General features: G+C 44.1%; 28 protein-coding genes. 25 read left to right on the plus strand and 3 right to left on the minus strand.

The features are described 5' to 3' along the window. Window positions 1–11 precede the first annotated feature (11 nt). From ACWQAU_RS08280 to ACWQAU_RS08360, 17 genes are all read left to right on the plus strand, one after another. Window positions 12–896 carry an aldo/keto reductase gene (locus tag ACWQAU_RS08280; protein WP_027821803.1) on the plus strand — a complete coding sequence of 295 codons (885 nt, stop codon included), beginning with the start codon at window positions 12–14 and terminating at the stop codon, window positions 894–896. Window positions 897–968: 72 nt separating this feature from the next. Further along, entirely contained in the window at window positions 969–1,607 is a 639-nt protein-coding gene (locus ACWQAU_RS08285) for an NAD(P)H-binding protein (protein WP_027821804.1), read from the plus strand. A gap of 67 nt (window positions 1,608–1,674) precedes the next feature. Beyond that, a complete protein-coding gene (locus ACWQAU_RS08290) occupies window positions 1,675–2,529 on the plus strand; it encodes a GRP family sugar transporter (protein WP_027821805.1) in 855 nt (284 codons plus the stop codon). 510 nt (window positions 2,530–3,039) lie between these two features. Continuing rightward, window positions 3,040–3,825 (plus strand): glucose-1-dehydrogenase, encoded by a 786-nt coding sequence (locus ACWQAU_RS08295; protein ID WP_027821806.1) that lies wholly within the window; start codon window positions 3,040–3,042, stop codon window positions 3,823–3,825. 74 nt (window positions 3,826–3,899) lie between these two features. After that, window positions 3,900–4,589, plus strand: coding sequence for a flavodoxin (locus ACWQAU_RS08300; protein WP_027821807.1), 690 nt, complete (start codon window positions 3,900–3,902; stop codon window positions 4,587–4,589). A 93-nt stretch (window positions 4,590–4,682) separates the two neighbouring features. After that, entirely contained in the window at window positions 4,683–5,261 is a 579-nt protein-coding gene (locus tag ACWQAU_RS08305) for a TMEM175 family protein (RefSeq protein ID WP_027821808.1), read from the plus strand. 13 nt (window positions 5,262–5,274) lie between these two features. Beyond that, window positions 5,275–6,126 carry an aldo/keto reductase gene (locus ACWQAU_RS08310; protein ID WP_013355876.1) on the plus strand — a complete coding sequence of 284 codons (852 nt, stop codon included), beginning with the start codon at window positions 5,275–5,277 and terminating at the stop codon, window positions 6,124–6,126. A gap of 201 nt (window positions 6,127–6,327) precedes the next feature. After that, window positions 6,328–7,185 carry an SDR family oxidoreductase gene (locus ACWQAU_RS08315; protein ID WP_013355875.1) on the plus strand — a complete coding sequence of 286 codons (858 nt, stop codon included), beginning with the start codon at window positions 6,328–6,330 and terminating at the stop codon, window positions 7,183–7,185. A 20-nt stretch (window positions 7,186–7,205) separates the two neighbouring features. After that, window positions 7,206–8,246 (plus strand): zinc-dependent alcohol dehydrogenase family protein, encoded by a 1,041-nt coding sequence (locus tag ACWQAU_RS08320; RefSeq protein WP_003644838.1) that lies wholly within the window; start codon window positions 7,206–7,208, stop codon window positions 8,244–8,246. A gap of 8 nt (window positions 8,247–8,254) precedes the next feature. Next, window positions 8,255–8,851: an NAD(P)H-binding protein gene (locus tag ACWQAU_RS08325; RefSeq protein ID WP_027821809.1), complete on the plus strand. Its 597-nt coding sequence runs from the start codon at window positions 8,255–8,257 to the stop codon at window positions 8,849–8,851. A gap of 180 nt (window positions 8,852–9,031) precedes the next feature. Continuing rightward, the gene (locus ACWQAU_RS08330) at window positions 9,032–9,910 is read left to right on the plus strand and encodes a LysR family transcriptional regulator (protein ID WP_027821810.1); all 879 of its coding nucleotides are present in this window, start codon (window positions 9,032–9,034) and stop codon (window positions 9,908–9,910) included. A gap of 59 nt (window positions 9,911–9,969) precedes the next feature. Continuing rightward, a complete protein-coding gene (locus tag ACWQAU_RS08335) occupies window positions 9,970–10,374 on the plus strand; it encodes a nuclear transport factor 2 family protein (RefSeq protein WP_079111836.1) in 405 nt (134 codons plus the stop codon). A gap of 556 nt (window positions 10,375–10,930) precedes the next feature. Continuing rightward, window positions 10,931–11,569 (plus strand): histidine phosphatase family protein, encoded by a 639-nt coding sequence (locus ACWQAU_RS08340; RefSeq protein ID WP_027821812.1) that lies wholly within the window; start codon window positions 10,931–10,933, stop codon window positions 11,567–11,569. 94 nt (window positions 11,570–11,663) lie between these two features. Further along, entirely contained in the window at window positions 11,664–11,969 is a 306-nt protein-coding gene (locus ACWQAU_RS08345; protein ID WP_027821813.1) for a hypothetical protein, read from the plus strand. 34 nt (window positions 11,970–12,003) lie between these two features. Continuing rightward, a complete protein-coding gene (locus ACWQAU_RS08350; protein WP_003644834.1) occupies window positions 12,004–12,255 on the plus strand; it encodes a hypothetical protein in 252 nt (83 codons plus the stop codon). Next, complete coding sequence (locus ACWQAU_RS08355; protein ID WP_027821814.1) at window positions 12,252–12,749, plus strand: GNAT family N-acetyltransferase; 498 nt, start codon at window positions 12,252–12,254, stop codon at window positions 12,747–12,749. Before ACWQAU_RS08350 ends, ACWQAU_RS08355 begins: the two co-directional genes overlap by 4 nt. Beyond that, on the plus strand, window positions 12,721–13,188 hold the full coding sequence (locus tag ACWQAU_RS08360) for a hypothetical protein (RefSeq protein ID WP_011101941.1): 468 nt from the start codon (window positions 12,721–12,723) through the stop codon (window positions 13,186–13,188). The genes ACWQAU_RS08355 and ACWQAU_RS08360 overlap by 29 nt, the downstream gene beginning before the upstream one ends. A 158-nt stretch (window positions 13,189–13,346) precedes the next feature. Here the strand turns inward: ACWQAU_RS08360 and lepB (ACWQAU_RS08365) are convergent, their stop codons facing one another. Together lepB (ACWQAU_RS08365) and lepB (ACWQAU_RS08370) are read right to left on the minus strand one after the other, a co-directional pair. Next, complete coding sequence (gene lepB, locus ACWQAU_RS08365) at window positions 13,347–13,970, minus strand: signal peptidase I (RefSeq protein WP_015825861.1); 624 nt, start codon at window positions 13,968–13,970, stop codon at window positions 13,347–13,349. 89 nt (window positions 13,971–14,059) lie between these two features. Then, window positions 14,060–14,677: a signal peptidase I gene (lepB, locus tag ACWQAU_RS08370; protein WP_003642138.1), complete on the minus strand. Its 618-nt coding sequence runs from the start codon at window positions 14,675–14,677 to the stop codon at window positions 14,060–14,062. Between the two features lie 192 nt (window positions 14,678–14,869). Here lepB (ACWQAU_RS08370) and ACWQAU_RS08375 point away from each other — a divergent pair, with 192 nt between their 5' ends. The 5 genes from ACWQAU_RS08375 to ACWQAU_RS08395 all read left to right on the plus strand — a co-directional run bounded on the left by ACWQAU_RS08375 (window position 14,870) and on the right by ACWQAU_RS08395 (window position 21,411). Continuing rightward, window positions 14,870–15,490 carry a sugar O-acetyltransferase gene (locus tag ACWQAU_RS08375; RefSeq protein ID WP_003644763.1) on the plus strand — a complete coding sequence of 207 codons (621 nt, stop codon included), beginning with the start codon at window positions 14,870–14,872 and terminating at the stop codon, window positions 15,488–15,490. 138 nt (window positions 15,491–15,628) lie between these two features. Continuing rightward, entirely contained in the window at window positions 15,629–16,279 is a 651-nt protein-coding gene (locus ACWQAU_RS08380; RefSeq protein WP_003642136.1) for an endonuclease III domain-containing protein, read from the plus strand. Between the two features lie 502 nt (window positions 16,280–16,781). Further along, a complete protein-coding gene (locus ACWQAU_RS08385; RefSeq protein WP_027821815.1) occupies window positions 16,782–17,483 on the plus strand; it encodes an ABC transporter ATP-binding protein in 702 nt (233 codons plus the stop codon). Further along, window positions 17,477–20,068, plus strand: coding sequence for an ABC transporter permease (locus ACWQAU_RS08390; protein ID WP_033608046.1), 2,592 nt, complete (start codon window positions 17,477–17,479; stop codon window positions 20,066–20,068). The genes ACWQAU_RS08385 and ACWQAU_RS08390 overlap by 7 nt, the downstream gene beginning before the upstream one ends. 80 nt (window positions 20,069–20,148) lie before the next feature. Further along, complete coding sequence (locus ACWQAU_RS08395) at window positions 20,149–21,411, plus strand: ArgE/DapE family deacylase (protein ID WP_027821817.1); 1,263 nt, start codon at window positions 20,149–20,151, stop codon at window positions 21,409–21,411. 171 nt (window positions 21,412–21,582) lie between these two features. Here the strand turns inward: ACWQAU_RS08395 and ACWQAU_RS08400 are convergent, their stop codons facing one another. Continuing rightward, window positions 21,583–22,017 (minus strand): MerR family transcriptional regulator, encoded by a 435-nt coding sequence (locus tag ACWQAU_RS08400; RefSeq protein WP_003644761.1) that lies wholly within the window; start codon window positions 22,015–22,017, stop codon window positions 21,583–21,585. Between the two features lie 172 nt (window positions 22,018–22,189). On the opposite strand from ACWQAU_RS08400, the gene ACWQAU_RS08405 reads away from it, so the two are divergent. The 3 genes from ACWQAU_RS08405 to ACWQAU_RS08415 are packed head-to-tail and all read left to right on the plus strand — an operon-like array spanning window position 22,190 to window position 23,699. After that, a complete protein-coding gene (locus ACWQAU_RS08405; RefSeq protein ID WP_003644760.1) occupies window positions 22,190–22,588 on the plus strand; it encodes a cupin domain-containing protein in 399 nt (132 codons plus the stop codon). A gap of 33 nt (window positions 22,589–22,621) precedes the next feature. Next, window positions 22,622–22,942 carry a carboxymuconolactone decarboxylase family protein gene (locus ACWQAU_RS08410; protein ID WP_003642129.1) on the plus strand — a complete coding sequence of 107 codons (321 nt, stop codon included), beginning with the start codon at window positions 22,622–22,624 and terminating at the stop codon, window positions 22,940–22,942. Window positions 22,943–22,955: 13 nt separating this feature from the next. Beyond that, on the plus strand, window positions 22,956–23,699 hold the full coding sequence (locus ACWQAU_RS08415) for an SDR family oxidoreductase (protein ID WP_003644758.1): 744 nt from the start codon (window positions 22,956–22,958) through the stop codon (window positions 23,697–23,699). The last annotated feature ends 26 nt before the right edge of the window (window positions 23,700–23,725 follow it).

The following is a 23,725-nucleotide window of genomic DNA, read 5'->3' on the forward strand; positions in this document are numbered from 1 at the left end:
TGTGAAACAAAATGGTCATGACGCAAACGGTCCGACTAAGTAGTGGTATTGAAATGCCGCAAGTTGGTTTCGGCGTTTTCCAAATTGTAGATGAACAACAATGTGAACGTGCGGTAACGCAGGCGTTACATGCGGGTTATCTTTCAATTGACACCGCGACGGCTTATCAGAATGAAGTTGCAGTCGGGCGTGCGATAAAAAATAGTGGGATTCGACGCGAATCACTCTTTGTTACTTCTAAACTGTGGGTGGCGGATGCGTCATACGAACGTGCTAAAGCAGGCATTCAGGCTTCGCTTCAGCGCTTGGGACTAGATTACTTGGACTTATATTTATTACACCAACCTTATGGTGACGTTGTGGGTGCTTGGCGAGCGTTGGAAGAAGCTAATCAAGCAGGATTAATTCGGGCTATCGGGGTATCGAACTTTTCTGCTGATCAACTTAAAAATCTGGAATTAACGACGACAATCAAACCGGTGGTCAACCAGATTGAAGTCAATCCATGGTATCAGCAACAAGAAGCCATTGATTTTGCACAGTCTGAAGGTATTCAAGTTGAAGCGTGGGCACCATTTGCGGAAGGTAAACAAGCGATTTTTGAAAATCCGGTATTAGTCGCTATTGGTCAACGATATGGCAAGACTGCTAGTCAGGTTATTTTACGTTGGTTATTACAACGTGATATTGTGGTAATTCCCAAGACGATTCATACGGAACGGATGGTTGCGAATCTAAATGTTTGTGATTTTGAACTTACTGACGAAGATATGCAACGCATTGCCCAACTTGATCAACATCGTAGTCAGTTCTTTGATCATCATGATCCGTTAACAATTGATCAGATTTTTGGCACCAGTATTCAGAAGAGTCGCATGCCATCAGGGCTTGATTAGTATCGTTTAGCAGGATAGTTGTTAAGAAACAAATTGATAAAGTTTATTTTGAATTGAACGGAGGAATTATTAATGAAAGTAATGATTTTAGGTGCAGCGGGTCAAATTGGTCAAATGGTCACACGGCAGCTGTTGGCGCAAACCGATGATCAGTTGGTATTGTATGGACATAATGTCTCACAACGATTGATAGTGTTTGATTCGACACGAGTGACATTTGTGGACGGTGATTTTCTTGAATTTGATAAGGTTCAAACCGTATTAAACGGAGTAGACGCGGTCTATCTGAGCTTTGTTGCTGGCCCGGATATTATTGCCGGCTTGATTAAGGCTTTGAATGCGACGGGGGTTAAACGACTCATTGTAGCCAGTATTCCAGATCTTTATCAAGAAGTCAGTGGCCCGTTTCAGCAATGGTATCGTGAACATACCGGTATCGTTTGGCAGTCAGACCGTAAACAGGCAGCTGATTTGATTGAAGCAAGTGACCTCGACTATGTGTTGTTACGGATTACGTGGCTGTATAACCAAACTGGTAATACGGCAGTTACGGTAACTAAGAAGGGTGAACCATTTACTTCGGCCCAAGTGACGCGGCAAGCTGTGGCACAATTTGTCGTTAATTTGCTGGCTGGTAAAGGTGACTATCATCGTGAAAGCCTAGGCTTAGGAGAACCGCAGACTGAATTTTCAAAACCAAATTTTTATTAATTAATTGGTGAACATTGCTTGCAATCAGTGCGCACCACAAAATTTTAAAGGAATGAAGGAAAGTATAATGAATATTATTTGGATGTTATTACCTGCGATTGCGTGGGGCGTGTTACCACTGATTGTGAGCCAATTAGGCGGGCGACCGATTAATCAGATTTTTGGTACGGCCGCTGGAACATTAATTGCTAGTTTAGTCGTTCAGCTAATCGTTCATCCAGCCATTAACGTGACCTCATTTATTATGGCCATGATTGCCGGTGCTTTTTGGATTGTTGGTCAGTTGGGACAATATACGGGTTACGCCAATGTGGGTGTTTCTAAGACGATGCCGATTTCAACTGGATTACAGTTAGTTGGGACATCGTTAGTTGGTGTTTTCTTATTTGGTGAATGGTCAACGAAAATTGCAAAGCTTGTGGGTGGCTTAGGGGTCTTGTTACTTGTGATTGGTGTCATCATGACTTCAATTCAAGATCACCAAGAAGTGACTGGCAGTAATCAGCGACGAACGATTGTGATGTTGATTGTGACGACCATTGGATTTATTGTCTTTAATGCGATTCCAAAAGCGTTATCTGCGTCTGGTATTGCGATCTTTTTACCAGAGTCAGTGGGAATGATGGTAGCCGTTATTGTTTATATGTTAATAAGTGGTCAAGGTCGAATTGTGGCAGAACGGGCTAGTTGGTTGAACATTATTGGTGGGTTAGTTTTTTCAGTAGCTTCGTTGACATACATTGTTTCAGTTAGCCAGAATGGGGTCAATACGGCCTTTGTGGTTTCGCAGTTATCCGTTGTGTTGTCAACATTAGGTGGCATGGTATTTTTACACGAGCGTAAATCCAAACGTGAATTAGTTTTAACATTGAGTGGTTTAGTCTTGATTGTGATTGGTGCAGTCGTCACTACTTTAATTTAAGCTGAAACGTCATATGACCAACTTGCGACGGAATAATTGAGCCTGTTTCTTTACAAAAGGCGAACTAATGAAAAATTAGCCATAAAGCGTGCGTTGCTAATGCAATCTTAGTCCCGTTAGTATTATGATGTCTGATCAGTAATCAGCGGTGTTTAAGAATACCTTTATTCTTAAGTACCGCTGATTTTGTTTAGTCGTACTAGTGGTATTGATTAACTTCAAGTCAGTATGTTGAATGAGCAAGTTATACTTTTAGAAATGATTGTGGAATTATACCTGTATTTAGAAGCGACTAATAACTAGTAATATATCACTGGTGTAACAATGTTGGCGTGTGTTGCTGACCGAGCTAAAGGGTCACACAATTATGCCATACGTTAAACGAATGCTAGCATGTTTATCAAGTAATTTTCAAAGTGTCTTTTTAGCATTAATATATAGACATTCAATCGGAGCGATAAGTAGCGGCGCTTCGTAAACAAATAGTTACTGTTAAGGAGTGAAGTAAAAATGTATGAAGATTTAAATGGTAAGGTAGCAGTCATTACAGGTGGTTCTAAAGGAATTGGTTCGGCAATCGCTAAAAGATTTGGCGAAGAAAAAATGAAAGTGGTCATTAATTATAATAGTGATCCCGCCGGTGCGCAAAAAGCAGCTGATACCGTAAAAGCAGCTGGCGGTGACGCTGTTATTGTCCAAGCTAATATTGCGAGCGAAGCAGGTGTGGATGCACTATTAGCTGCAGCCATTGACCATTTCGGTGACCTAGATGTTTGGGTTAACAATGCTGGTATGGAAATTAAGTCACCAACCCATGAAGTCTCATTGGATGATTGGAATAAGGTGACGGCTATTGATCAGACCGGTGTGTTCCTTGGTTCACGGACAGCCCTTGCGTACTTTAAAGCGCACCAAAAGCCAGGCAATATTATCAACATGTCATCCGTACACGAACGGATTCCTTGGCCAACTTTTGCGAGCTATGCAGCTGCTAAGGGGAGTGTCAAACTCTTTACTCAGACGATTGCTATGGAATATGCGCAGGACAATATTCGTGTGAATGCAATCGGCCCTGGTGCAATCAACACACCAATTAATGCTGAAAAGTTTGCCGATCAACAGCAGTATGACCAGACCGTTAACATGGTGCCAATGAACCGAATCGGGACGCCAGAAGAGGTTGCAGCCGGAGCTGCTTGGCTGGCTTCCAGCGAATCAAGTTATGTCACGGGAATTACCTTATTTATTGATGGTGGTATGACACTTTATCCTGCATTTAAGGATGGTCAAGGGTAAGCATCACTAGTGTATAAGTAGTAATGGTGACGTTACATTGGCAGTGTTTTGATTTAATTGGAGGTAAGGAGTTAATGGTGCTTAAAGAACGTATGGATGTTAAGTCAGCATCAGCAGTAATGAACAATCAAATCAGCGATCGGCCAGTAACGGCTTATCAGTTGGGGAAAACGGCTAGTATCTGGCGACATGGTGCGGGAACTAAATCTGATGGAATGGATACGAATGCTAGCAATCAGTCTACTAGACGATTAACAAAGCAGGCTCGAAGCATCATTATTTATTTTTCACGGTCCGGAAGCACTGAATTGCTTGCTAGCCAAATTGCTAAAGAGACTCAGGCCGATATTTTGGAGATTGTGGTTAAATCACCTTATAGCCGTAATTATCAACAAACGTTAGCGCGTGCTAATTCGGAGCGCGAAACTGCTAATTATCCGGAATTGAATATGCAGGTTCCTGATTTGAGCCAGTATCAAACTATTTATTTGGGTTATCCTATATGGGCGATGACTTTATCGCATCCGATGACTGCTTTTTTAATCCAGTATGGTAGTCTACTTCAGTATAAGCGGATTGCACCGTTTATGACAGAGGGTGGTTATGGTCAGGGCGATAGCGTGGAACGGCTCAAAGGCATGTTAAAAGTCGACGGTTCGAGTACTAACCAATATGAGACTGCTCTAGTCATTGACGGTAATAAAGTTGATCGTGAAGTTAAACAGATCAATCAATGGATACACCGTGTTACGCAACGTGACTGACAGTCATTGGCGTGACTTGGTAAGTCACTTTTAGTTAGCTTAATGTAATGCTGAATTATAATTAAGTTAATTAATAAATTGGAGGATCTTTTAATGAATAATGAACGACTGACCGCATTTGAAGATGCGATTCTAGCTATTATTATGACAATTTTGGTTCTTGACTTGAGTAAACCAAATCCCGTTAGTTGGGCTGGATTATGGGCGCTACATGCGAGCTTCTTCGCCTATGCGCTGTCGTTTTTCTGGATTGGATTAATGTGGATGTCACATCATAATAGTTGGCAAGCAGTTCGGACAATTAATATGACAACCGTGCTCTTAACGCTAGTGTTGCTGTTTTTCGCATCGCTATTTCCATACACAACGAGCCTGGTTGCGGACAGTTTTGATAATGCGACTGCCCAAGCACTTTATGGGATTATTATTATTGCGATTTCGTTATTGAACGTTGCTCTATCGCTGAATCTAGGCCGGCTCAATCCACGCGCCAAATTTGGGTTGTTGTATAAGACGCCAACGTGGGTCGTATTGCTCGATCTAGGAATTAAATTGATTGGGCTAATTTTAGCAATCACTATTTATCCACAGGCGATGATCTATTCCATTTTTATTGCGGGTTTGGTGCTGAGCATTAGTATGATGACTAATCGCCAAGTTAAATTAAACTAAGGGGACGTTATTAATGAAAACAATTAAGTTAAACAATGGTGTTGAAGTGCCGGTATTAGGGTTTGGGACATTCCAAATTACTGATCCTGAAGAAGCTGAAGATGCGGTGCGTGATGCGATTCAAGCCGGTTATCGGCATATTGATACGGCACAAAGTTATGAAAATGAAGGGGCCGTGGGTCGTGGTATTGCATCTTCGGGTGTTAATCGCAAAGAATTGTTTGTGACGACTAAGATTTGGGTTGAAAATACTAGTTATAAAGGTGTCATGAGCTCGTTTCAACGTTCACTCGATCGGTTAGGCTTAGAGTACGTGGATTTATTACTGTTGCATCAACCATACAACGATACTTTTGGGGCTTGGCGTGCATTGGAAGAATTACAAAAACAGGGTAAAGTTCGTGCAATCGGTATTTCTAACTTTAGTGTTGAACAGGCGGTGAACCTCGCTGAATTTAATGACGTTACACCACAAATTAATCAAATCGAAATCAATCCGTTCCAGCAACAAACGAATAATATTCAAGCTTTACGTGATGAAGGCATTTCCTTGGAAGCTTGGGCCCCATTCGCAGAAGGTAAGAATGATATTTTCAAAAATCCAGTATTAACTAAGATTGGGGATAAATATAGCAAATCCGTTGCACAAGTTATTCTACGCTGGCTGATTGAACAAGATATTGTTGTCTTAGCTAAGTCGGTTAAACCAGAACGGATGCGTCAAAATTTGGACGTCTTTGATTTTGAATTAACCGATGACGACAAAGCACAAATTGCGACTCTTAATGATGGCGAAAGCCAGTTCTTCTCACATGCTGATCCTAAAATGATCAAGTGGATGGCAGGTCGCCGTTTGGAAGTGTAATGATTAATACATTGACCGATAATTGACTGCAGTTTAGAAAACATTAAACCAAAACACCCGTCCCTTGTTTTTGAGTGACGGGTGTTTTCATTGATAAGTAAAACTTATCAATGTGAGCTGAATTTGAAATTGGTCTAAAAGACGTTTGCTTGTAAGATATGACTTGTAAGTTAAGGTGAATCAAAACAAGTAAAGAGGTCAATGAATATGAATAACGAAGTAATTGTGCTTTTCGGTGCCGGCTCAATTGGTGAAGCAATTGTTCGACGTGTTGCTGCCGGTAGAAATTTATTGTTGGCAGACTATAATGAAGCAAAATTAGTTGAAATGAAACAACACTTGACGGAAGCTGGATTTAACGTTAAGACCATCCAAGCGGATCTTTCATCACGGGAATCTATTAAGACAGTGGTTGCTAAGGCACAATCGCTTGGTAAGATTATGGGATTGGTCAACGCGGCTGGCGTTTCACCATCCCAAGCGAGCCCAGAACAAGTGCTCAAAGTGGACCTTTACGGGACTGCCGTTTTGTTAGAAGAATTTGGTCAAGTCATGGCTCCCGGTAGTGCGGGAATCGTCATTTCGTCGCAATCAGGACACCGATTACCCGCCTTATCACAAGCAGATAATCAAGCCTTGGCCATGACACCGACTGAAGAATTATTGGATTTACCAATTTTACAACCGGACGTGATCAAGGATTCATTGGCGGCTTATCAATATGCGAAACGAACCAATGTTTTACGGGTCGCTGCCGAATCGGTTAAGTGGCAAGCTCGCAGTGCACGGATCAACACGATCAGCCCCGGTATTATCATGACACCATTAGCCGTTGACGAATTGAACGGGCCGCGTGGTGCGGGTTACAAAAAGATGTTCGAGTCAATGGTTACGAAGCGTCCAGGAACACCCGATGAAATTGCCAATTTGGCGGAACTCTTAATGGATCGCCGTGGTGCCTTTATCACAGGGAGTGATTTCTTGGTTGATGGCGGAATTACCGCACAATATTGGTATGGTAATGTTTCAGAAGTTCGTAACAATGGCGTCCAGAAATAGAATTTTAAGGAGAGTTTATTATGAAAGCAGCAACTTTTATTGAACCAGGAAAAGTCGAAGTTAAAGAATACGACAAACCAACTATTCAAAAGCCAACCGATGCAATTATTCGGGTGCTCCGGGCCTGTGTATGTGGGTCGGATTTGTGGTGGTTCCGCGGGATTTCACAACGCCAAGCAGGTTCAACCGTTGGTCATGAAGCAATTGGAATTGTTGAATCTGTTGGTTCAGCCGTTAAAGATGTACAAGCAGGCGATTTCGTGATTGCACCGTTCACCCATGGTTGTGGGCACTGTGCCGCTTGTTTAGCCGGTTTTGATGGGGATTGCTTAAACCAAGAAGCCGGCGGTAACGGTGGCTATCAAGGTGAATACTTACGCTTTACCAATGCAAACTGGGCGTTAGTTAAGATTCCTGGACAACCTGAAGATTATTCTGACGATATGCTGAACAACTTTTTAGCCTTAGCTGACGTGATGGCAACGGGTTTCCACGCCGCAACTAGCGCAGAAGTCAAAAAAGATGATACCGTTGTTGTGATGGGTGATGGTGCCGTTGGTTTGAGCGGGGTGCTTTCCGCAAAATTGCTTGGCGCTAAGCGGATCATCGCAATGAGTCGCCATGAAGATCGGCAAAAGTTAGCAAAAGCATTTGGCGCCACGGACATTATCGCTGAACGTGGTGATGAAGCAGTTGCCAAAGTGATGGCTTTGACCGAAACTGGGGCTGACGCGGTACTTGAATGTGTAGGTACTGAACAATCCGTTGACACAGCAGTCAAAGTTGGCCGTCCTGGTGCGGTTGTTGGTCGCGTTGGGGTCCCACAAAAGGCTGAAATGAATACCAATAATCTTTTTTGGAAGAACATTGGCTTACGTGGTGGGATTGCTGCTGTAACGACGGATGACAAGCAAGTTTTGTTAGATGCTGTTTTGACGGGGAAAATTCAGCCCGGCCAAGTCTTTACGAAACGGTTTATGTTAGATGATATTCAAGCTGCGTACGAAGCAATGGACCAACGGACGGCGATTAAGTCATTGGTCATTGTCAGTGATAAATAGGAGGGAACATGAAGAAAGTTTTAATTATTGGTGCAACGGGGACTATTGGCGGTGCAGTTCGACAAACGCTTTTGAATGAAACCGATAATCAGTTAACGTTGTTTGCTAGAAATGCCAATCGATTAAAGACTAGTGAGCGTGAAAGTGTTATCGCTGGCGATGTTACTAAAGATAGTGACTTAGACAAGGCGATGGCAGGACAAGACGTTGTTTTTGTTGCCTTGAGTGGTTCTTTAGGTCGCTTTGCTAAAAAAATTGTTGCGGCAATGGACCGGAATAAGGTTTCACGATTGCTGTTTATTACTTCAATGGGTATTTATGATGAAATTCCCGCTTCGGTTGGTGCTAGTGGAAATTTAAGTAGTAATCCAATGCTACGCACTTATCGGGAAGCCGCCGATGTTATTGAAGCTTCTGATTTGAACTACACCCTGATTCGTCCGGGCTGGTTTACTGGTGGTCCTGTTGATTATGAAATCACGAAAAAAGGCGAACCATTTGGTGGGCATGATGTCTCAATCAATTCAATTGCGGATTTTGTCAAGAATGCGATTGTCGATAATGATTATTATGCACATGATAGCGTTGGACTAAATGCAAAATAATATTCAAAAGGTCATTAGCTAGATAGCTAGTGGCTTTTTTCGTTTATAAGCATGGCAGGGAATCGGTTCAGGTTCTGCTGCAAAACATTTCTCAAATTGTTGATTAAGGTTATACTAATTAAAATAATATGACAAATTTGAACATTCAAAGATAATCTTGTAAAGGTTGAGGTGCCGGTAATGTTTCAACAGATGCAGTATTTTATCGCAATCGTTAATAATCATAGTTTTACTCAAGCGGCCGTGGACTGCCACATTTCGCAGTCAGCGATTTCTCAGCGAATGAAGGAGTTGGAAAGTCAACTTGGTGTGAAGTTATTGAATCGGAAAGGACGCAGCTTTGAAGTTACTGAAGCGGGTCAGTACTTTTATAGTCATAGTCAGGATATTTTGGCGGATGTGGACCAGCTTATAAAGAAAACCATCAAAATTGAAAAGAATGATGAGGTCGAGTTGCGGGTTGGCTATTTAAGAAGTTTTGGGACTGCTGAGTTTTTACAAACTGTTTCGAAGTTTACTCAGGAGTTTCCTAAAGTGAAAATCAAAATTAGTAGTGGCACGCACGAAGAACTCTATGAATTATTACAGACAGGAAAAATTGATTTGAATTTTTCTGATCAACGGCGGGCCTTATCCAATGAATATCAAAATGAATTTTTGACTGCTAGTGAGTTTATGGTTGCCGTTAACAATTCGTTGCCAGTTGAGGCACAAAAAATCGACGTTGCTGACTTAGTGGATATTCCTTGTATTTTGATCATTGATGGTCATCAGCAAGTCTCAGAAGAGGAGTATTATCGCAATGTTTTAGGTGTCAAAAGTGAGTTTGTGATTGCTAAAAGCTATGACGAGGCACAAATGTTGATCGCGTCTAATCAGGGGTATTTGATCATCAATCAGCGGATGAGAACACAATTAGATAAAGATATTGTTAAAATGATTTCTTTGGTTAAAGGGGACCGAAAATTGATTCAGAACTATTACGCTTATTGGCAAGCTAATAATTCAGGTTATTATATCGAAACTTTTGCTGAATTATTGAAACAAACCTTTGCATAATTTTTACTTATGAATGACCCTTGATTTCTGAATGGTTTTGGCATAGGAAAGTTGGTATCATGCTTGATGTAAGTAAAGAAAGCGTGGTAAGAATGACGGATAAAGAAATAATTATTCAATTGTATCGTGATGAAAATATTGCTATAGTTCAGAAAAACCTCAGTCGGTTAAATGAAATTTTGGCACCAACTATGAAGTTAACCCACATGACGGGGTATGTGCAGTCTAAATTGGAGTGGATTGACCAAATTCAAAATGAAGAAATGCAATATTTTGCTTCAAAAGAAGATACCATCAAAGCTATTCAAATTGAAGGTAACCGGGCAAGTTTAATTGGTCAGAACCAAGTTCAGGCAAGAATTTGGGGTGGGGGTACGCATACTTGGCGGTTGCAGATGCAGATGTTTTATGCGAAGAAGAATGGTGATTGGGTCATTAGTGCGCAGAAAGCCAGTACCTACTAAAGCGACTAGTGATTAGTGGTCAGTAAAACGGTCGCATTAGGAAAATAGTATTTGTTGGCTTGGCTAGACTGTCAACTAAAGGCAACACGCCTGTGCTTTGCGACAATTCCTGAATAGAATATATTAAGCGAACCATAATACCTTTAATTTCTGATGACTGTGGCATATAACAATTATGGCGATTAAGAACAATGTTCGATATTATACATCTAACGCTACTGATGAAGAGAAATACACAATGATGGTGTTAAGCTTACCATCAAAGGACGTGTGGTGACTTGATGAGTATTCGGCATGGCGATTTTTCGCTAATTCTCGGTTAGCCAAAATGAACGAGCTGTTGCCGCACAATAATTAAAGTCGGGGTAAGGATGCACATCTGATTCTTATCCTGATTTTTTGTTTGCCAGCTGTATGTTTTAAAATGATAGTTGTTTCATTCTTGATGACAATTCTACTCAAATTCATATTAAACAAGTCCTAGAGTCCGTTTGTCCGGCCAAGTTTTTATGCTAAAATAGTTGAATAATCTAAAAAAACTAACGGAGAATTAACCATGAAATCAATCACCTTACACTTAGTCGTTGCTGGAGCAACGTACTTTAATCAACTTGACCGGTTCCAGGGTTGGAGCGGCACGCCGTTGACGGCGACTGGCGAACAGGCGACGGCCAAGGTTGCGCAACAGTTGGCGTCGACAACGTTCGATACCGCCTTCGCTAGTGATACGAGTCGGGCGATTCAGACTGCGCGCATTATCTTAGACTCACGAGCACAACCCGTTAAGTTGCGAACGGTAGTCGCGTTACGTGCGCCATTCTATGGCGGCTTTGAAGGCACTGAACGCGCGGCGGTTTGGTCAGGATTTGCGACTAAGCTAGGCTATCAGAGTGTGGCCGCTTTTGCCGCAGATCAGACCCCCAGTGAGCTACAGACATTGTTGCACGATCACGATGCGGATGGATTGGCGGAAAGTGGGCAGGAGTTCTGGGATCGCTATCAAAAGGGGTTACAACAGGTTATGGCGGCAACGCCTGATCATGGTCAGGTCTTGTTGATTGTGGACGGCGCAACGTTGCGAATGATGCATTACGTCGCAACTGGTCGTGCGGCAACGAGACAAGAATTGGCACCAAGTGTGGTGACAACGATGGTTTACACTGGGGATAAGTTGACTGTACCGGTCATGGAATAATTTATCCACTGTGGACAACTAGTGGCTTGTGGTTTATACAAAAGTGCGCTACTGTGAAAATTGAGTTTAAAAATTTTAACGAGGAGCTTTTAAAATGCAAGTTAATGTTATTACGAGTACGGTGGCCGGCCAAGAGACGGTCGCAACTGCGGATGTGCAAGCTTTCATGGCCGCCATGGAAAAACAATTTGGCGCAGATTTCAACTTCACGTTAGATACAGATTATGGTCAGAGTTTGACGGACCATAGCGCGGACGTTTATCTAGTTTATTTTGGCTCCCAAGCGAACTTATCCCCAGAACAACGGTCCCAAATGATCATCTTCTATTCCGATGAAGATGTGGCTAACTTAACAATCGGACGTTTTGTGGATATGCTACAACAGTTAAACAAGCAGTAGGCACTGCGTTAATCACAAGTTAGGAAGTGGCACTATGCAATTACTAATTTTAGGTGTTATTGCAATTGTTATCTTTATCTTAGAAGAGTACCTGTTTACGGCCAGTCGCTACTTTTGGGTCGGCGGTATTGTTCCGGTTTTATGGACGGTTTTTTTGGCGTACCTTGTCGTGGTCAATGCCATGAACTTAACGGTGCGCGAGTATGCTTTAGCAATTATTGCGGTCATCATTCCTTATGTTTGTTGGGGTAATGGCTATCAGCGGCATCAAAGGCGGCAGTCATGAAAATCCAACCCCTAGCGGCAGCTCAAATTCCACGGGATTTACTGTTATTAGCCGATCCATCTTGGGCACAGGTCACAGCGTACTTATCGACAGGCCAATGTTATGGTTATCAACAAGATGGACAAGTGGTGGGTGTTGTCGTGTTGACAACGCTCAAAACAGGGGTGTGGGAAGTTAAAAATATTGCGGTGGCGCCCGCCTATCAACATCGCGGCATTGCTAAGGCCCTACTAGCAACGGCGATTGCAGTCTGCCAAGCAGCGCCAACCTGTGATGAACTGCAAATTGGCACTGGTAATTCATCGTTGCGGCAACTAGCGATTTATCAACACGCTGGTTTTGAGATGATTGCGGTGTGGGTCAACTTTTTTGTGGATAACTATCCAGACCCAATCTATGAAGCTGGCTTGCAGTGTAAAAGTATGGTGCGATTGAGTATGTCAACAACCGGGGAGGTGGCACAACGTGTGGAAAACGAGTCATTTACTAATTAGTTGGTTTTACGGTGCAATCGCCGTCTTCATTATCATGTTTTTTACGGCCCGTCAGGAAGTCAATCGGATCGTGTTAGAATTTAATCCGTTCGTCATTTACAGTATTATTTGTGCGCTCGTGCTGTTTCCAATTGTGAAGTATCGTTGGCCGCGGGTGTTTCAAGTCTGGCGTAAACAACCCAAGGAAACACCGTCAACGCGACCAGACGATGAGCAAATCATTCAGGACTCTGGCCGACCATGGTCAGTAGCAGCCAAGCGGACAAAGCCCAAACCTGTTCCAACCGCATTAACGCCGCAAGTCGAGGCTAAGAGTGACTTCATGGATGGCTTTATCAACTTCTTTAAGAATATTTTGATGGCAGTGATTTTGGTTCCTTTAAGCCCAATTATTTGTGGGTATTTTGGGGTCCAGGATTGGCGTCAGCGCCAAAAATAGTCGGAGCTGATAATCTGTTCAGAAAGCTGGTCAAATCAATTGAAGACTTATGCAGATACTGTGGATAACGGCATTAAGTTATTAACTGTGGATAAAAGTCTGGTTAACAAATAAACGAATTAACAAGTTGTTCATAACTTTGTTGATTCGTTTATTTGTTAGTTTTGAAAATGATTGATGTATTGTTGCCGGTTCTGCCACGGCCAAGCCTTAACAACGCCAATGACTTTGTTTTGGGGGACAAATCCCCAATTACGGCTATCATTAGAGACGCTCCGGTGATCACCAAGGACAAAGTAACTGCCTTTAGGGACCCGGTTGTTGGTAACGGTGACCTGCCAAGCTGGCTGATTATGGCTTAAACTGGTTAATGTCCAGCCGGTAAATTGGCTGTGGGCGTTGGCCATATAAGACCCAGTTGTGAGTTGATAATGATTAGGCTGATAAGTTTGCTTGACTAGCTTATTGTTGACGTATAGTTTACCAGCATGTGTATAACGGACCTTGTCGCCACCAACTGCTACGACTCGCTTGACGTAAACGGCGTTGTGGTCAGCTTGGGCGGCATCGACGCCGTATGCGTAGAAGACGATGACACTACCACGTTTAATGGTACTAGTTTTGACGGCGACCACGTGTTGATTGTTTTGCAAGTTTGGTTGCATGGAATCACCATCCACTTTTACTACTGTGAACCAGAATTGGCGAATCAAAAGTGCGATGATCAGACCAATTATGATGGGGAGTAGCCAACTAAGGACAACTTTTACTTTGGCGGTCATTGATTAAGCTCCTTATTATTTAAATAATATTTTCAGTATAACAAAAAAGCAAGTCACAGTTAACGACTTGCTGATAAGGTGTTCAAATCTTAAGGTTGGTAGTTATTAATATATTGTTTGCGGTTCTGCCATGGCCATGCTTTGACGACCCCAATCATCTTGCTCTTAGGAACGAGCCCCCAGTAACGGCCATCGTTAGAGACGCTCCGGTGATCACCAAGGACAAAGTAGTAACCCTTCGGCACCGTATTGTTGGTCACGGACTTGGCCCAGCCTTGATCATGGCTCAAACTATTGAGTGTCCAACCAGTGAACTTACTGTGACTATTAGCCATGAAGGACCCAGTCGTCTGTTGATACTTATTTTTGAGATAAGTTTGCTTGACTAATTTGTTGTTCACGTAAAGTTTACCGGAACTTGTGTAGCGGACCGTATCCCCAGGCATCCCAATGACCCGCTTAACATAAACGGCGTTTTTGTCGGTCTGGTTCGGATCGAGTCCGTAGGCGTTGAAGACGACGACGGAACCTGCTTTGATTTTGCTAGTCTTAAAAGCTACGACGCGTTCGTTATTTTGTAAATTCGGTTGCATCGAAGTCCCATCGACTTTGACCATAGTAAACCAGAACTGACGAATCAGTAGGGCGATGATCAAGCCAATCGCAATCGGAACCACCCAGCTCATAATGCTTTTAAATGTTTTCAATGGTTAAAACTCCCTTAATTGTGTGTATACCTCTCATTATAAACGATAATGATTTTTTCGCAGTATAAAAAAGCTTAAAAGTTCAACGATACTCAAAATGGGGGCGGTTGCTTTCGAGAATGCGTGTTCATGGTGATAATTGCGTGCTATGCTGGTGAAAGTGAAATGCGATTGATGGGAGGAACTGGGAGTATGAAAACACAGAAAGAACGAATGCTGGCGGGTGAGTTGTACGTTGCTGATGATCCAGAATTAGGACGTGAAAATCATCGTGCCAAACGGTTAGTACGGGAATTTAATCAAACAACCGAAGCCCAACCAGAAGAACGGCAACGATTGTTAACGGCAATGTTCAACAAAATTGGTGACGGGGGCTATATCGAACCGCCATTTCATACCGACTATGGAAGCAACACGACAATTGGTAAGCACTTTTATGCCAATTACGATGCGATTTTTATTGATGTGGGTCGGATTACGATTGGGGACAACGTCTTTATGGGGCCGCGGGTCGGCTTATATACGGCGGGTCACCCCATTGACGCCGCCATTCGTGCTGAACAACTCGAATATGGTTGGCCAATTACGATTGGACACGATGTTTGGTTTGGGGGCAACGTGGTCGTTAATCCGGGTGTCACGATTGGGAGTAACGTCGTGATTGGGTCTGGTTCCGTGGTTACTCATGATATCCCGGATAACGTGGTTGCGGTCGGCAATCCTTGCCATGTCTTACGAGAAATCACCACCGCCGACCATGAATATTGGGCTCGGCAACGGGCCGCCTATTTTGCTGATCGTGATGATGATTGATAGAAATTAATGGTACTGTGTTCATGTCATTAGAGTTTGGATTAGAAATAAGGCCGCGATATTTTTAATAATAGACATTACACCCCCTCAGCCTTAAAATTAACTTAGAAACAGGATAAGAAAGAGGCGGTAAGCGCAATGCTAAAAGATGATCAGATCGTGTGGGCAATTCACCAAATGGAAGCAGACATCGGACCAGTGGGACCTTCCCTGGACTCGCGGACGCCGTTTCAGTATTTGATTTCAGTAATTCTGAGCGCTCAGGCGACCGACGTCTCGGTTAACAAGGTGACGCCGGTGCTGTTTGAGAAGTATCCAGAACCAAAGGACTTGATGGCTGCCGATGTTGCGGATGTGGAAGCAATTATCAAGAGCGTCGGATTATTTCATAATAAGGCCCGCAACATCATTAAAACGGCGCGCATTGTCCATGAAGAATTAGCCGATGTCGTGCCTACCGATCGTAAAGGCATCATGGCGTTACCAGGTGCGGGCCGCAAAACTGCCAACGTGGTATTGAGTGACGTTTTTGAACAACCGACGTTTGCTGTCGATACACACGTCTCGGCAATCTCGAAACGCTTGCACTTTGTCGCTCAGACCGCGACGCCGTTACAAGTTGAACAAAAAATCGTGAGTGTGTTGGCACCGGCAGAATTACATCAAGCCCATCACACGATGATTGAATATGGGCGGAAGTATTCGATGAAGTTGACGCCAGACAAAGAAGTTTGTCAATTGATCATTGACTGTGACAAGTTGAATGAGGAAAATGAAGCGTTGATCTAGTAGCGTGGGGCGACAGCGAGCATATTTTAGCCATTGGTAGAACTGCCTGTAAGTCTTGCTAGACGTGTAATCAAAGCCAGGTTACGCTAAACAACCTCTTTTCCGACAGGCCGAAGTTGGCTGCCCTTGATCTTAACTGGCAGTCCTATTTTTAACATAATACGTACTGACGCGAGCATTAAGACGAGTGGTGGTCTTGATGTTCGCGTTTTTTAGTTTGTTCACGGTCGTGTTTTTCGATGCGTCTGAAAAATAGGCTATTCAGAAAGTAAGTAAAACCGAACATAAAAACAATTAGCATTAAAACAGTCGCAATGGCTTGGGCAATCATAGTTGGACCTCCTCGGATAACGGGTGATAACACTGGAATTATCAGTGTCAGTGACTGTTGTCATTGTACGGGCAATGCGAGGCAAAATGCAAGCGGTGGCTTAAATGCTAACCGTGAATCTTGAAAATACGGTATGATAATAGTAACCGATTACATATAGGAGGCTAAATTATGGCATACATCGAAGTGCAGCAGGCAACGCGCCAGTTTAAAAATGGTGAGCAGGTCACCGTTGCTAATCGGGATATTTCATTTGAAGTTGACCAGGGAGCGGTCGTTGTGATTTTAGGCCCGAGTGGTGCGGGAAAGTCCACGTTACTCAATATTTTAGGTGGCATGGACAGTCCTACGAGCGGCCGTGTACTGGTGGATGGTGTGGACATTGCGCAATTCAACTCACGGCAATTAACGACCTATCGCCGGCAAGCGGTCGGGTTCGTTTTTCAATTCTACAACCTGGTTCCGAACTTGACGGCGCGTGAAAACGTCGAGTTGGCGTCGCAAATTACCAAGGACGCACGCGACGTTGATGAGACGTTGGCCTTGGTAGGACTGACGCACCGGTCAGATAACTTTCCAGCCCAGTTGTCCGGTGGTGAACAACAGCGGGTCGCAATTGCGCGTGCAGTTGCGAAGAATCCCAAATTATTACTCTGTGATGAACCCACTGGCGCGCTCGACTATCAGACGGGGAAGCAAGTCTTACAGGTGATTCAAGATGCAGCTAAGCAGACGCAGACAACGGTCATCATTGTGACGCATAATAGTGCGATTGCGCAGCTGGGTGACCAAGTCATTCGTATCAATGATGCTCAAGTGCAGTCGGTTGAGCATAATGCTCATCCAACGCCTTTGGCTGAGATTGAATGGTAGGTGCAGCGATGACAGCAGCTTATTTTAAAACAATTATGCGTGAGATTTGGTCGTCGAAAGCCCGTTTTGCTTCAATATTACTGATCATTTTCTTAGGGGTTGCTTTTTATACGGGAATTCGGGCGACTGGTCCGGATATGTCACAGGCAGCTAATGATTATTATGCGAAGCAAAAGCTGGCGACCAATAGTGTCCAGTCGACAATGGGGCTGACTAAGGCCGATACACGAGTACTGAATCAACACCGCTCACAGCTCACTTACCAAGCGACACGCTACGCTGATGTTAATCAGTTGAACAATAGTCAAGTCGTGCGGGTGATGGTGTTACCGACAACCCAACGACTGAATCGGTTACGGATCGTTAAGGGACGATTACCGCGGCATGCCAATGAGATCGTGTTAGACGCGCAAGCACAGCGATTGCAGCCGAAGCTAAAAGTCGGTTCAACGTATCGAATTAGCAGTACGGCTAAGCGCAATGCACAGTTCACGCGGCGAACATTCAAGGTCGTGGGGTTTGTCAATTCACCAACGTATGTTGAAAATACGAATCGTGGCGTCACCAACGTTGGTAAAGGGACTTTGGACTACTTGGTCTATGTCCGTCCGCAGGTGATTAAGTCCAGTGTGATAACGCGCATTGACGTGCAATTCAAAAATTTGCGGGGCGTCACCCCCTACACGGCGAAGTATCGGCGCTTGAATCGCGAGAACACCGCGCAACTCAAACGCTGGTTAAAACCACAAGCGCGTAAGCGGCAGCAGGCATTACAAGCCCAGGCCCAGGCTAAGCTGAAACCATTGCAACAGGCGACCCAGCAACTTGCTAGTCAAGTACCAGCGGGAACGGCACAACTAGTCAAGTTACAAAGCCAATTAAAACGCGCGCAGGCCCAGGTCGCGGCCATCACAATGCCGACTTATTTGTACACTGACCGTACGGATAATCCGGGTTACACAGAATATCACGAAAATACGCAACGAGTCGTGGCACTGTCGACTGTCTTTCCGCTGTTCTTTATTGCGATTGCCGCGTTAATTTGTCTAACGACGATGACGCGGATGGTTGAAGAATTGCGGCTACAGATGGGGACGTTAAAGGCCCTCGGGTATACGAATACCGCGGTCGGTAGCGAGTTTATGATTTATGGTGGTTTAGCCGCGCTGATTGGGACCGCGCTAGGTGTCCTGTTCGGCGTCAATTTTTTCCCGCGGTTTATCGCGCAGGCCTATGGTAGTATGTATAATTTGCCCGCAATCAACGTTCAATACATTTGGATGGACATTGGTATCGCCTTAGCCATTGCGTTGTTGTGCACGTTGGGGACGGCACTGGTCGTGCTCCGCGTGGATTTAAACAGTTTACCCGCGCAACTCTTACAGCCACGAGCACCTAAGGCCGGTAAGACTTTGCTATTAGAACGCTGGCAATGGCTATGGCATCGGCTGAGTTTTAATCATAAAATCACACTTCGTAATCTATTTCGGTATAAGCAACGGTTGCTGATGACCGTGCTCGGTATTGCGGGCTGCATGGCAATGATGATTACGGGGTTTGGCTTAAAGGATTCCATTGGTGATATTAGCGTCAAGCAATTTAACGAATTGTGGCACTACGATGCAGTGGTGACGCGTAGTGGGAACGAAACGGACCAACAACGGCAAGCACTTAGTCGTGGTCAACTTTACCAGGCTAGTTTGAAATTACAGGCCAAGCAGGTGACGGTCAAACAGTCCGGGGTAGCAGAACAGACGGCTACGCTCGGTATCCCGGCACCCCACCAATCGCTAAGCAAGTTCGTGGTATTACGGCACCGACAAAGTCATCAGGCCATTCATATCGGTAATCGTGGTGCGGTCATCGATGAAAAATTAGCTAAGTTATATGGCGTTCAGGCGGGCGATGATTTAACGATCAAGTTGGCCGGGCAAACCACCAGGCGAATTCACATCAGTGCGGTGGCTGAAAATTACGTCAATCACTTTATCTATATGAGTCCGACTTATTATCGACGTGTCTTCAAGCAGGCACCAGTATATAACACGAACTATGTCCGGTTTAAGCAGGCAACGAAAAAGCAAGAAAATGCTTATGCGGACCGGCTATTGAAACAGGCGGGGGTTCAGAACGTGACACTGATGAGTACAGAGAAAGCCACTAATTTTAAAATGCTGGATAGCATGAACTTAGTCGTATTGATCTTTGTCATCTCGGCGGGGGCACTAGCGCTAGTAGTGCTCTATAACTTAACGAATATTAATGTTTCTGAACGGATCCGGGAATTGTCGACAATCAAAGTGTTGGGCTTTTACGATGGTGAAGTGACGATGTATATTTTCCGTGAAAATCTGATATTGACGGTTTTAGGCATTATTGCCGGTTGTTTCTTGGGCAACTGGTTGCACGCATATATCTTGCAAACGGCTGAAACGAACGCGTTAATGTTTTCACCAACGATTCATCCGTTGAGTTACGTTTACGCGGCATTATTGACCCTGGCCTTTAGTTTATTAGTCATGGGAATGATGCATCGTAAGTTAAAGCGAGTCAATATGCTGGATGCACTGAAATCTGTCGATTAAACGTGTCTGACAACGGCCAACGGTAGCCGAAGTGGTATAATTAAATTGATTGGAACAGTTTAATTAAGGATGACTAGGGGATGAATGGCATGGCAGAAACGGCACAGTTAGAAGCTGCTGTACAGGCATTAAGCGATATTGTAAAAATGAATACGGTAAATAACCATGAGCAATTGGTGGCGGATTATTTGGTCACACTTTTAAAGCAACATGGTATTGAAGCACAATCAATCGAGTACGCTCCCGGGCGGGTGAACTTGGTGGCCGAAATTGGTGATGGTCACGGTCCAGTCATCGCGTTGGATGGTCATGAAGATACGGTGGCGTTGGGTGATGCAGATAAATGGCACACGGACCCGTTGGCAGCAACTATCAAAGATAATCGGTTGTATGGTCGCGGTGTGACGGACATGAAGGCTGGACTAATGGCTGAAGTCTTCGCGATGATTGCATTGCACGATCAGGACGCCCCACTCCATGGCACGGTGCGGTTACTCGCAACTGTGGGAGAAGAAGTCGACCATTTAGGCGCTGAACAATTGACGGAACTCGGTTACGCCGATGATATTCAAACGTTGATCTGTGCGGAACCAAGCGGTGCGGACAAGCAACTTTTACTGACCAAGTCGATTCAAGCCATGTTAGGTGTTGACGGCGATACGGCGCAACGGATGGCGGATGCTAATCCGACGACCGAACAACACTTCATCGAATTAGCGCATAAGGGTTCACTGACTTATACGATTAAAGCGCAAGGGGTGGCGGCCCACAGTTCGATGCCAGCGATTGGTCAAAACGCCATCGATATGTTGATGACTTACTATCAGAAACAAACTGCCTATTTTGACAGTTTCAAGACTATCGTTAATCCCGTATTGGGCCCAACCGTACCTGTCGTGACGTTAATTAGTGGTGGCGAACAGGTCAACACCGTCCCAGCCAGTGCCGAAATGTCAGTAAAAATTCGGACGATTCCAGAATTACGGAATGATCGCTTGATTAAGGATTTGGAAGCCATCGTTGCTGAATGCAATGCAGATGGTGCCAATCTAACGATGGACATCGCAAGTTCGTTCTACCCAGTGCATACGCCGGAAGATAGCCAGTTGGTCCAGTTGGCGAAGAAGGTTGGGGAACAAGTTTTACAGCAACGGCTCCCGTACTTTGGTGCTCCTGGTGGGACGGACGCATCGTCTTATATTGTAAAGAGTCCTGATATGCAAGTGATTGTCTTCGGACCCGGCAATATTACAGCGCACCAAGTTAATGAATATGTTGATTTGGATATGTATGGGCGCTTCATCGAGATTTATCAAAAAATGATTACGGAATTGCTGGCTTAACGGAAACGTCAATAAGTGTGAATTAAATTGTGCCGGAAAAGGTTTCAAAAAAGTAATAGTCGTTTCAAGAATTGATTCTTGAAATGACTATTACTTTTTTTGAGCAAGGCGACTGAACCTCGTTGTATCTAACTTAATAATGATTGTGGTGACGGTTGTGCGTTATTCAGGTTATTCGTGATGCCCAAACCGTTGCAAGTAACTCGAAAAATCTTCGTGATCCTGGGTAATACCAGCTTCCTTTTCTTCATACCAATTAATTTTGTCGTTGAGAATCTGTAGATGATGCTGAACTTCGTTGAACTGGACGAGAAAGTCTTCTTTAACGTGTTTGAGTAGTGCTAATCGCTGGGGAATCGTGTCGTCGCCGGCTGCGCGCCAGGTAACGTATTGTTGCAATTCGCTAATACTCATACCCGTTCCTTTAAGATGCAATAAGAATTTGACCCAGTTAATATCGGCAGTCTCATAATAGCGCCGGCCATTGTCTAAGCGATGTGGTTCAATCAAGCCCGCTTTTTCGTAGTAGCGTAGTGTGGGGGCGCTGAGACCAACGGCTTTAGCGAAGTCACCGATTGAATAACGTTCTGTAGTAGTCCTTACCAATTTTAAAATTCTCCTTATTCTAACTTTTATTTGAAGTAACTTTAGCAATAACAATACCACGAAATCCTATTTTAGCAAGTTCAAACTTTATTGTTGACTTAAAGTGCACTTTAAGTTGTAAGCTGTATTCATCAATCAGTTAGCAATCAAATAATTAAGGAGTGTTTTTAATATGACAACAACTAATAATAGCGGCCTATTTGGATTAGGTGTAAAGAATGAGGCCTACCAACAATACTTTATCGGTCAAAGTTACCTGAATGCCTTAGCCGGTGATGAGCAGGTCGACGTGAATGTTTCCAACGTGACGTTTGAACCTGGCTGTCGGAATAATTGGCATATCCATCATAACGGATACCAAATCTTATTGGTAACGAGTGGTGAAGGTTGGTATCAAGAGGCTGGTAAACCAGCCCAGTTATTGCATCCCGGCGACGTGGTCACAATTCATCCTGGTGTGAAGCATTGGCATGGTGCAACAAAGGATAGTTGGTTTGCCCACATCGCGATTACTAAGGGAACTAGCGAATGGCTCGAACCAGTTGATGATGAAGCCTACGCAAAATTATAAAAGTTAAAGTAGTTATCGAAGGAGGAAACTAATATGACAGTTAAACAAACCGCAGGACGCGACAACTTAGGCAAATTAGCACCACAGTTTGCCGCATTAAATGATGATGTGTTATTTGGTGAAGTCTGGGCACGCGAAAGCGCACTAAGTTTACATGATCGGAGCATGATTACCATTGCGTGCTTAATGACCAGTGGTGATTTTCCACAATTAAAGGCGCATTTTAAGATGGGCAAAGATCATGGTATCTCAAAGGATGAAGCCGTTGAAATCGTTACCCACTTGGCTTTCTATGCGGGATGGCCTAAGGCGTGGTCAGCAATGGCACTGATCAAAGAAGTTTACGGTGAGTAGGAGGAACAGTTAGATGACAGTTAAAAACAAAGTCGTTGTGATTACGGGGGCCTCGTCCGGAATTGGGGCGACGACCGCTAAGCAATTAGCCAGTAATGGTGCTAAAGTCGTATTGGGCGCACGGCGTGAAGAACGCCTGGCTGCTTTAGTTGATGAAATCAAGGCAGCTGGTGGACAAGCGGCCTATCAGGTGACGGATGTAACGAAGTCGGCCGATGTACAAGCACTGGTTAAGCTAGCGCAAACGCAATTCGGTGGGCTTGACGTGATTTTCAATAATGCTGGGATTATGCCGACATCGCCAATCAGTGCCTTGCACACGGATGAATGGGACCAGATGGTTGATATTAACATCAAAGGCGTCTTGAACGGGGTGGCAGCGGTTATGCCAATCTTTACCGCTCAAAAATCTGGTCAGATTATTACGACATCTTCAGTGGCTGGGATTAAGTCCTTTGCTGGCTCCGGCGTGTACGGTGCTACGAAGTTTGCGGTTCGTAATTTGATGGAAGTCATTCGGATGGAAAGTGCCCAAGAAGGTACCAATATTCGAACGGTCAGCTTATATCCAGCGGCCATCAATACGGAATTACTGCACACGATTACGGATAAGACGGCCAAACAGAATATGACTGATTTTTATCAACAAGTGGGAATCAGTCCAGCAGCCGTTGCGAACGTGGTCAACTTTGCCATTGACCAACCAGAAGATGTTAACGTTAACGAATTTACGATTTATCCGACGAAGCAGGCTTAACTTGATTTAGCTGTTGTTAACGGTTG

Source organism: Lactiplantibacillus sp. 3062 (assembly GCF_055413545.1).

Excerpts from the sequence above, each read along its gene's own strand:
- ACWQAU_RS08280 (WP_027821803.1), top strand. The coding sequence starts at position 12 with ATGGTCATGACGCAAACGGTCCGACTAAGTAGTGGTATTGAAATGCCG.
- ACWQAU_RS08285 (WP_027821804.1), top strand. The coding sequence starts at position 969 with ATGAAAGTAATGATTTTAGGTGCAGCGGGTCAAATTGGTCAAATGGTC.
- ACWQAU_RS08290 (WP_027821805.1), top strand. The coding sequence starts at position 1,675 with ATGAATATTATTTGGATGTTATTACCTGCGATTGCGTGGGGCGTGTTA.
- ACWQAU_RS08295 (WP_027821806.1), top strand. The coding sequence starts at position 3,040 with ATGTATGAAGATTTAAATGGTAAGGTAGCAGTCATTACAGGTGGTTCT.
- ACWQAU_RS08300 (WP_027821807.1), top strand. The coding sequence starts at position 3,900 with ATGGTGCTTAAAGAACGTATGGATGTTAAGTCAGCATCAGCAGTAATG.
- ACWQAU_RS08305 (WP_027821808.1), top strand. The coding sequence starts at position 4,683 with ATGAATAATGAACGACTGACCGCATTTGAAGATGCGATTCTAGCTATT.
- ACWQAU_RS08310 (WP_013355876.1), top strand. The coding sequence starts at position 5,275 with ATGAAAACAATTAAGTTAAACAATGGTGTTGAAGTGCCGGTATTAGGG.
- ACWQAU_RS08315 (WP_013355875.1), top strand. The coding sequence starts at position 6,328 with ATGAATATGAATAACGAAGTAATTGTGCTTTTCGGTGCCGGCTCAATT.
- ACWQAU_RS08320 (WP_003644838.1), top strand. The coding sequence starts at position 7,206 with ATGAAAGCAGCAACTTTTATTGAACCAGGAAAAGTCGAAGTTAAAGAA.
- ACWQAU_RS08325 (WP_027821809.1), top strand. The coding sequence starts at position 8,255 with ATGAAGAAAGTTTTAATTATTGGTGCAACGGGGACTATTGGCGGTGCA.
- ACWQAU_RS08330 (WP_027821810.1), top strand. The coding sequence starts at position 9,032 with ATGTTTCAACAGATGCAGTATTTTATCGCAATCGTTAATAATCATAGT.
- ACWQAU_RS08335 (WP_079111836.1), top strand. The coding sequence starts at position 9,970 with ATGCTTGATGTAAGTAAAGAAAGCGTGGTAAGAATGACGGATAAAGAA.
- ACWQAU_RS08340 (WP_027821812.1), top strand. The coding sequence starts at position 10,931 with ATGAAATCAATCACCTTACACTTAGTCGTTGCTGGAGCAACGTACTTT.
- ACWQAU_RS08345 (WP_027821813.1), top strand. The coding sequence starts at position 11,664 with ATGCAAGTTAATGTTATTACGAGTACGGTGGCCGGCCAAGAGACGGTC.
- ACWQAU_RS08350 (WP_003644834.1), top strand. The coding sequence starts at position 12,004 with ATGCAATTACTAATTTTAGGTGTTATTGCAATTGTTATCTTTATCTTA.
- ACWQAU_RS08355 (WP_027821814.1), top strand. The coding sequence starts at position 12,252 with ATGAAAATCCAACCCCTAGCGGCAGCTCAAATTCCACGGGATTTACTG.
- lepB (WP_015825861.1), bottom strand. The coding sequence starts at position 13,970 with ATGACCGCCAAAGTAAAAGTTGTCCTTAGTTGGCTACTCCCCATCATA.
- ACWQAU_RS08375 (WP_003644763.1), top strand. The coding sequence starts at position 14,870 with ATGAAAACACAGAAAGAACGAATGCTGGCGGGTGAGTTGTACGTTGCT.
- ACWQAU_RS08380 (WP_003642136.1), top strand. The coding sequence starts at position 15,629 with ATGCTAAAAGATGATCAGATCGTGTGGGCAATTCACCAAATGGAAGCA.
- ACWQAU_RS08385 (WP_027821815.1), top strand. The coding sequence starts at position 16,782 with ATGGCATACATCGAAGTGCAGCAGGCAACGCGCCAGTTTAAAAATGGT.
- ACWQAU_RS08390 (WP_033608046.1), top strand. The coding sequence starts at position 17,477 with ATGGTAGGTGCAGCGATGACAGCAGCTTATTTTAAAACAATTATGCGT.
- ACWQAU_RS08395 (WP_027821817.1), top strand. The coding sequence starts at position 20,149 with ATGAATGGCATGGCAGAAACGGCACAGTTAGAAGCTGCTGTACAGGCA.
- ACWQAU_RS08405 (WP_003644760.1), top strand. The coding sequence starts at position 22,190 with ATGACAACAACTAATAATAGCGGCCTATTTGGATTAGGTGTAAAGAAT.
- ACWQAU_RS08410 (WP_003642129.1), top strand. The coding sequence starts at position 22,622 with ATGACAGTTAAACAAACCGCAGGACGCGACAACTTAGGCAAATTAGCA.
- ACWQAU_RS08415 (WP_003644758.1), top strand. The coding sequence starts at position 22,956 with ATGACAGTTAAAAACAAAGTCGTTGTGATTACGGGGGCCTCGTCCGGA.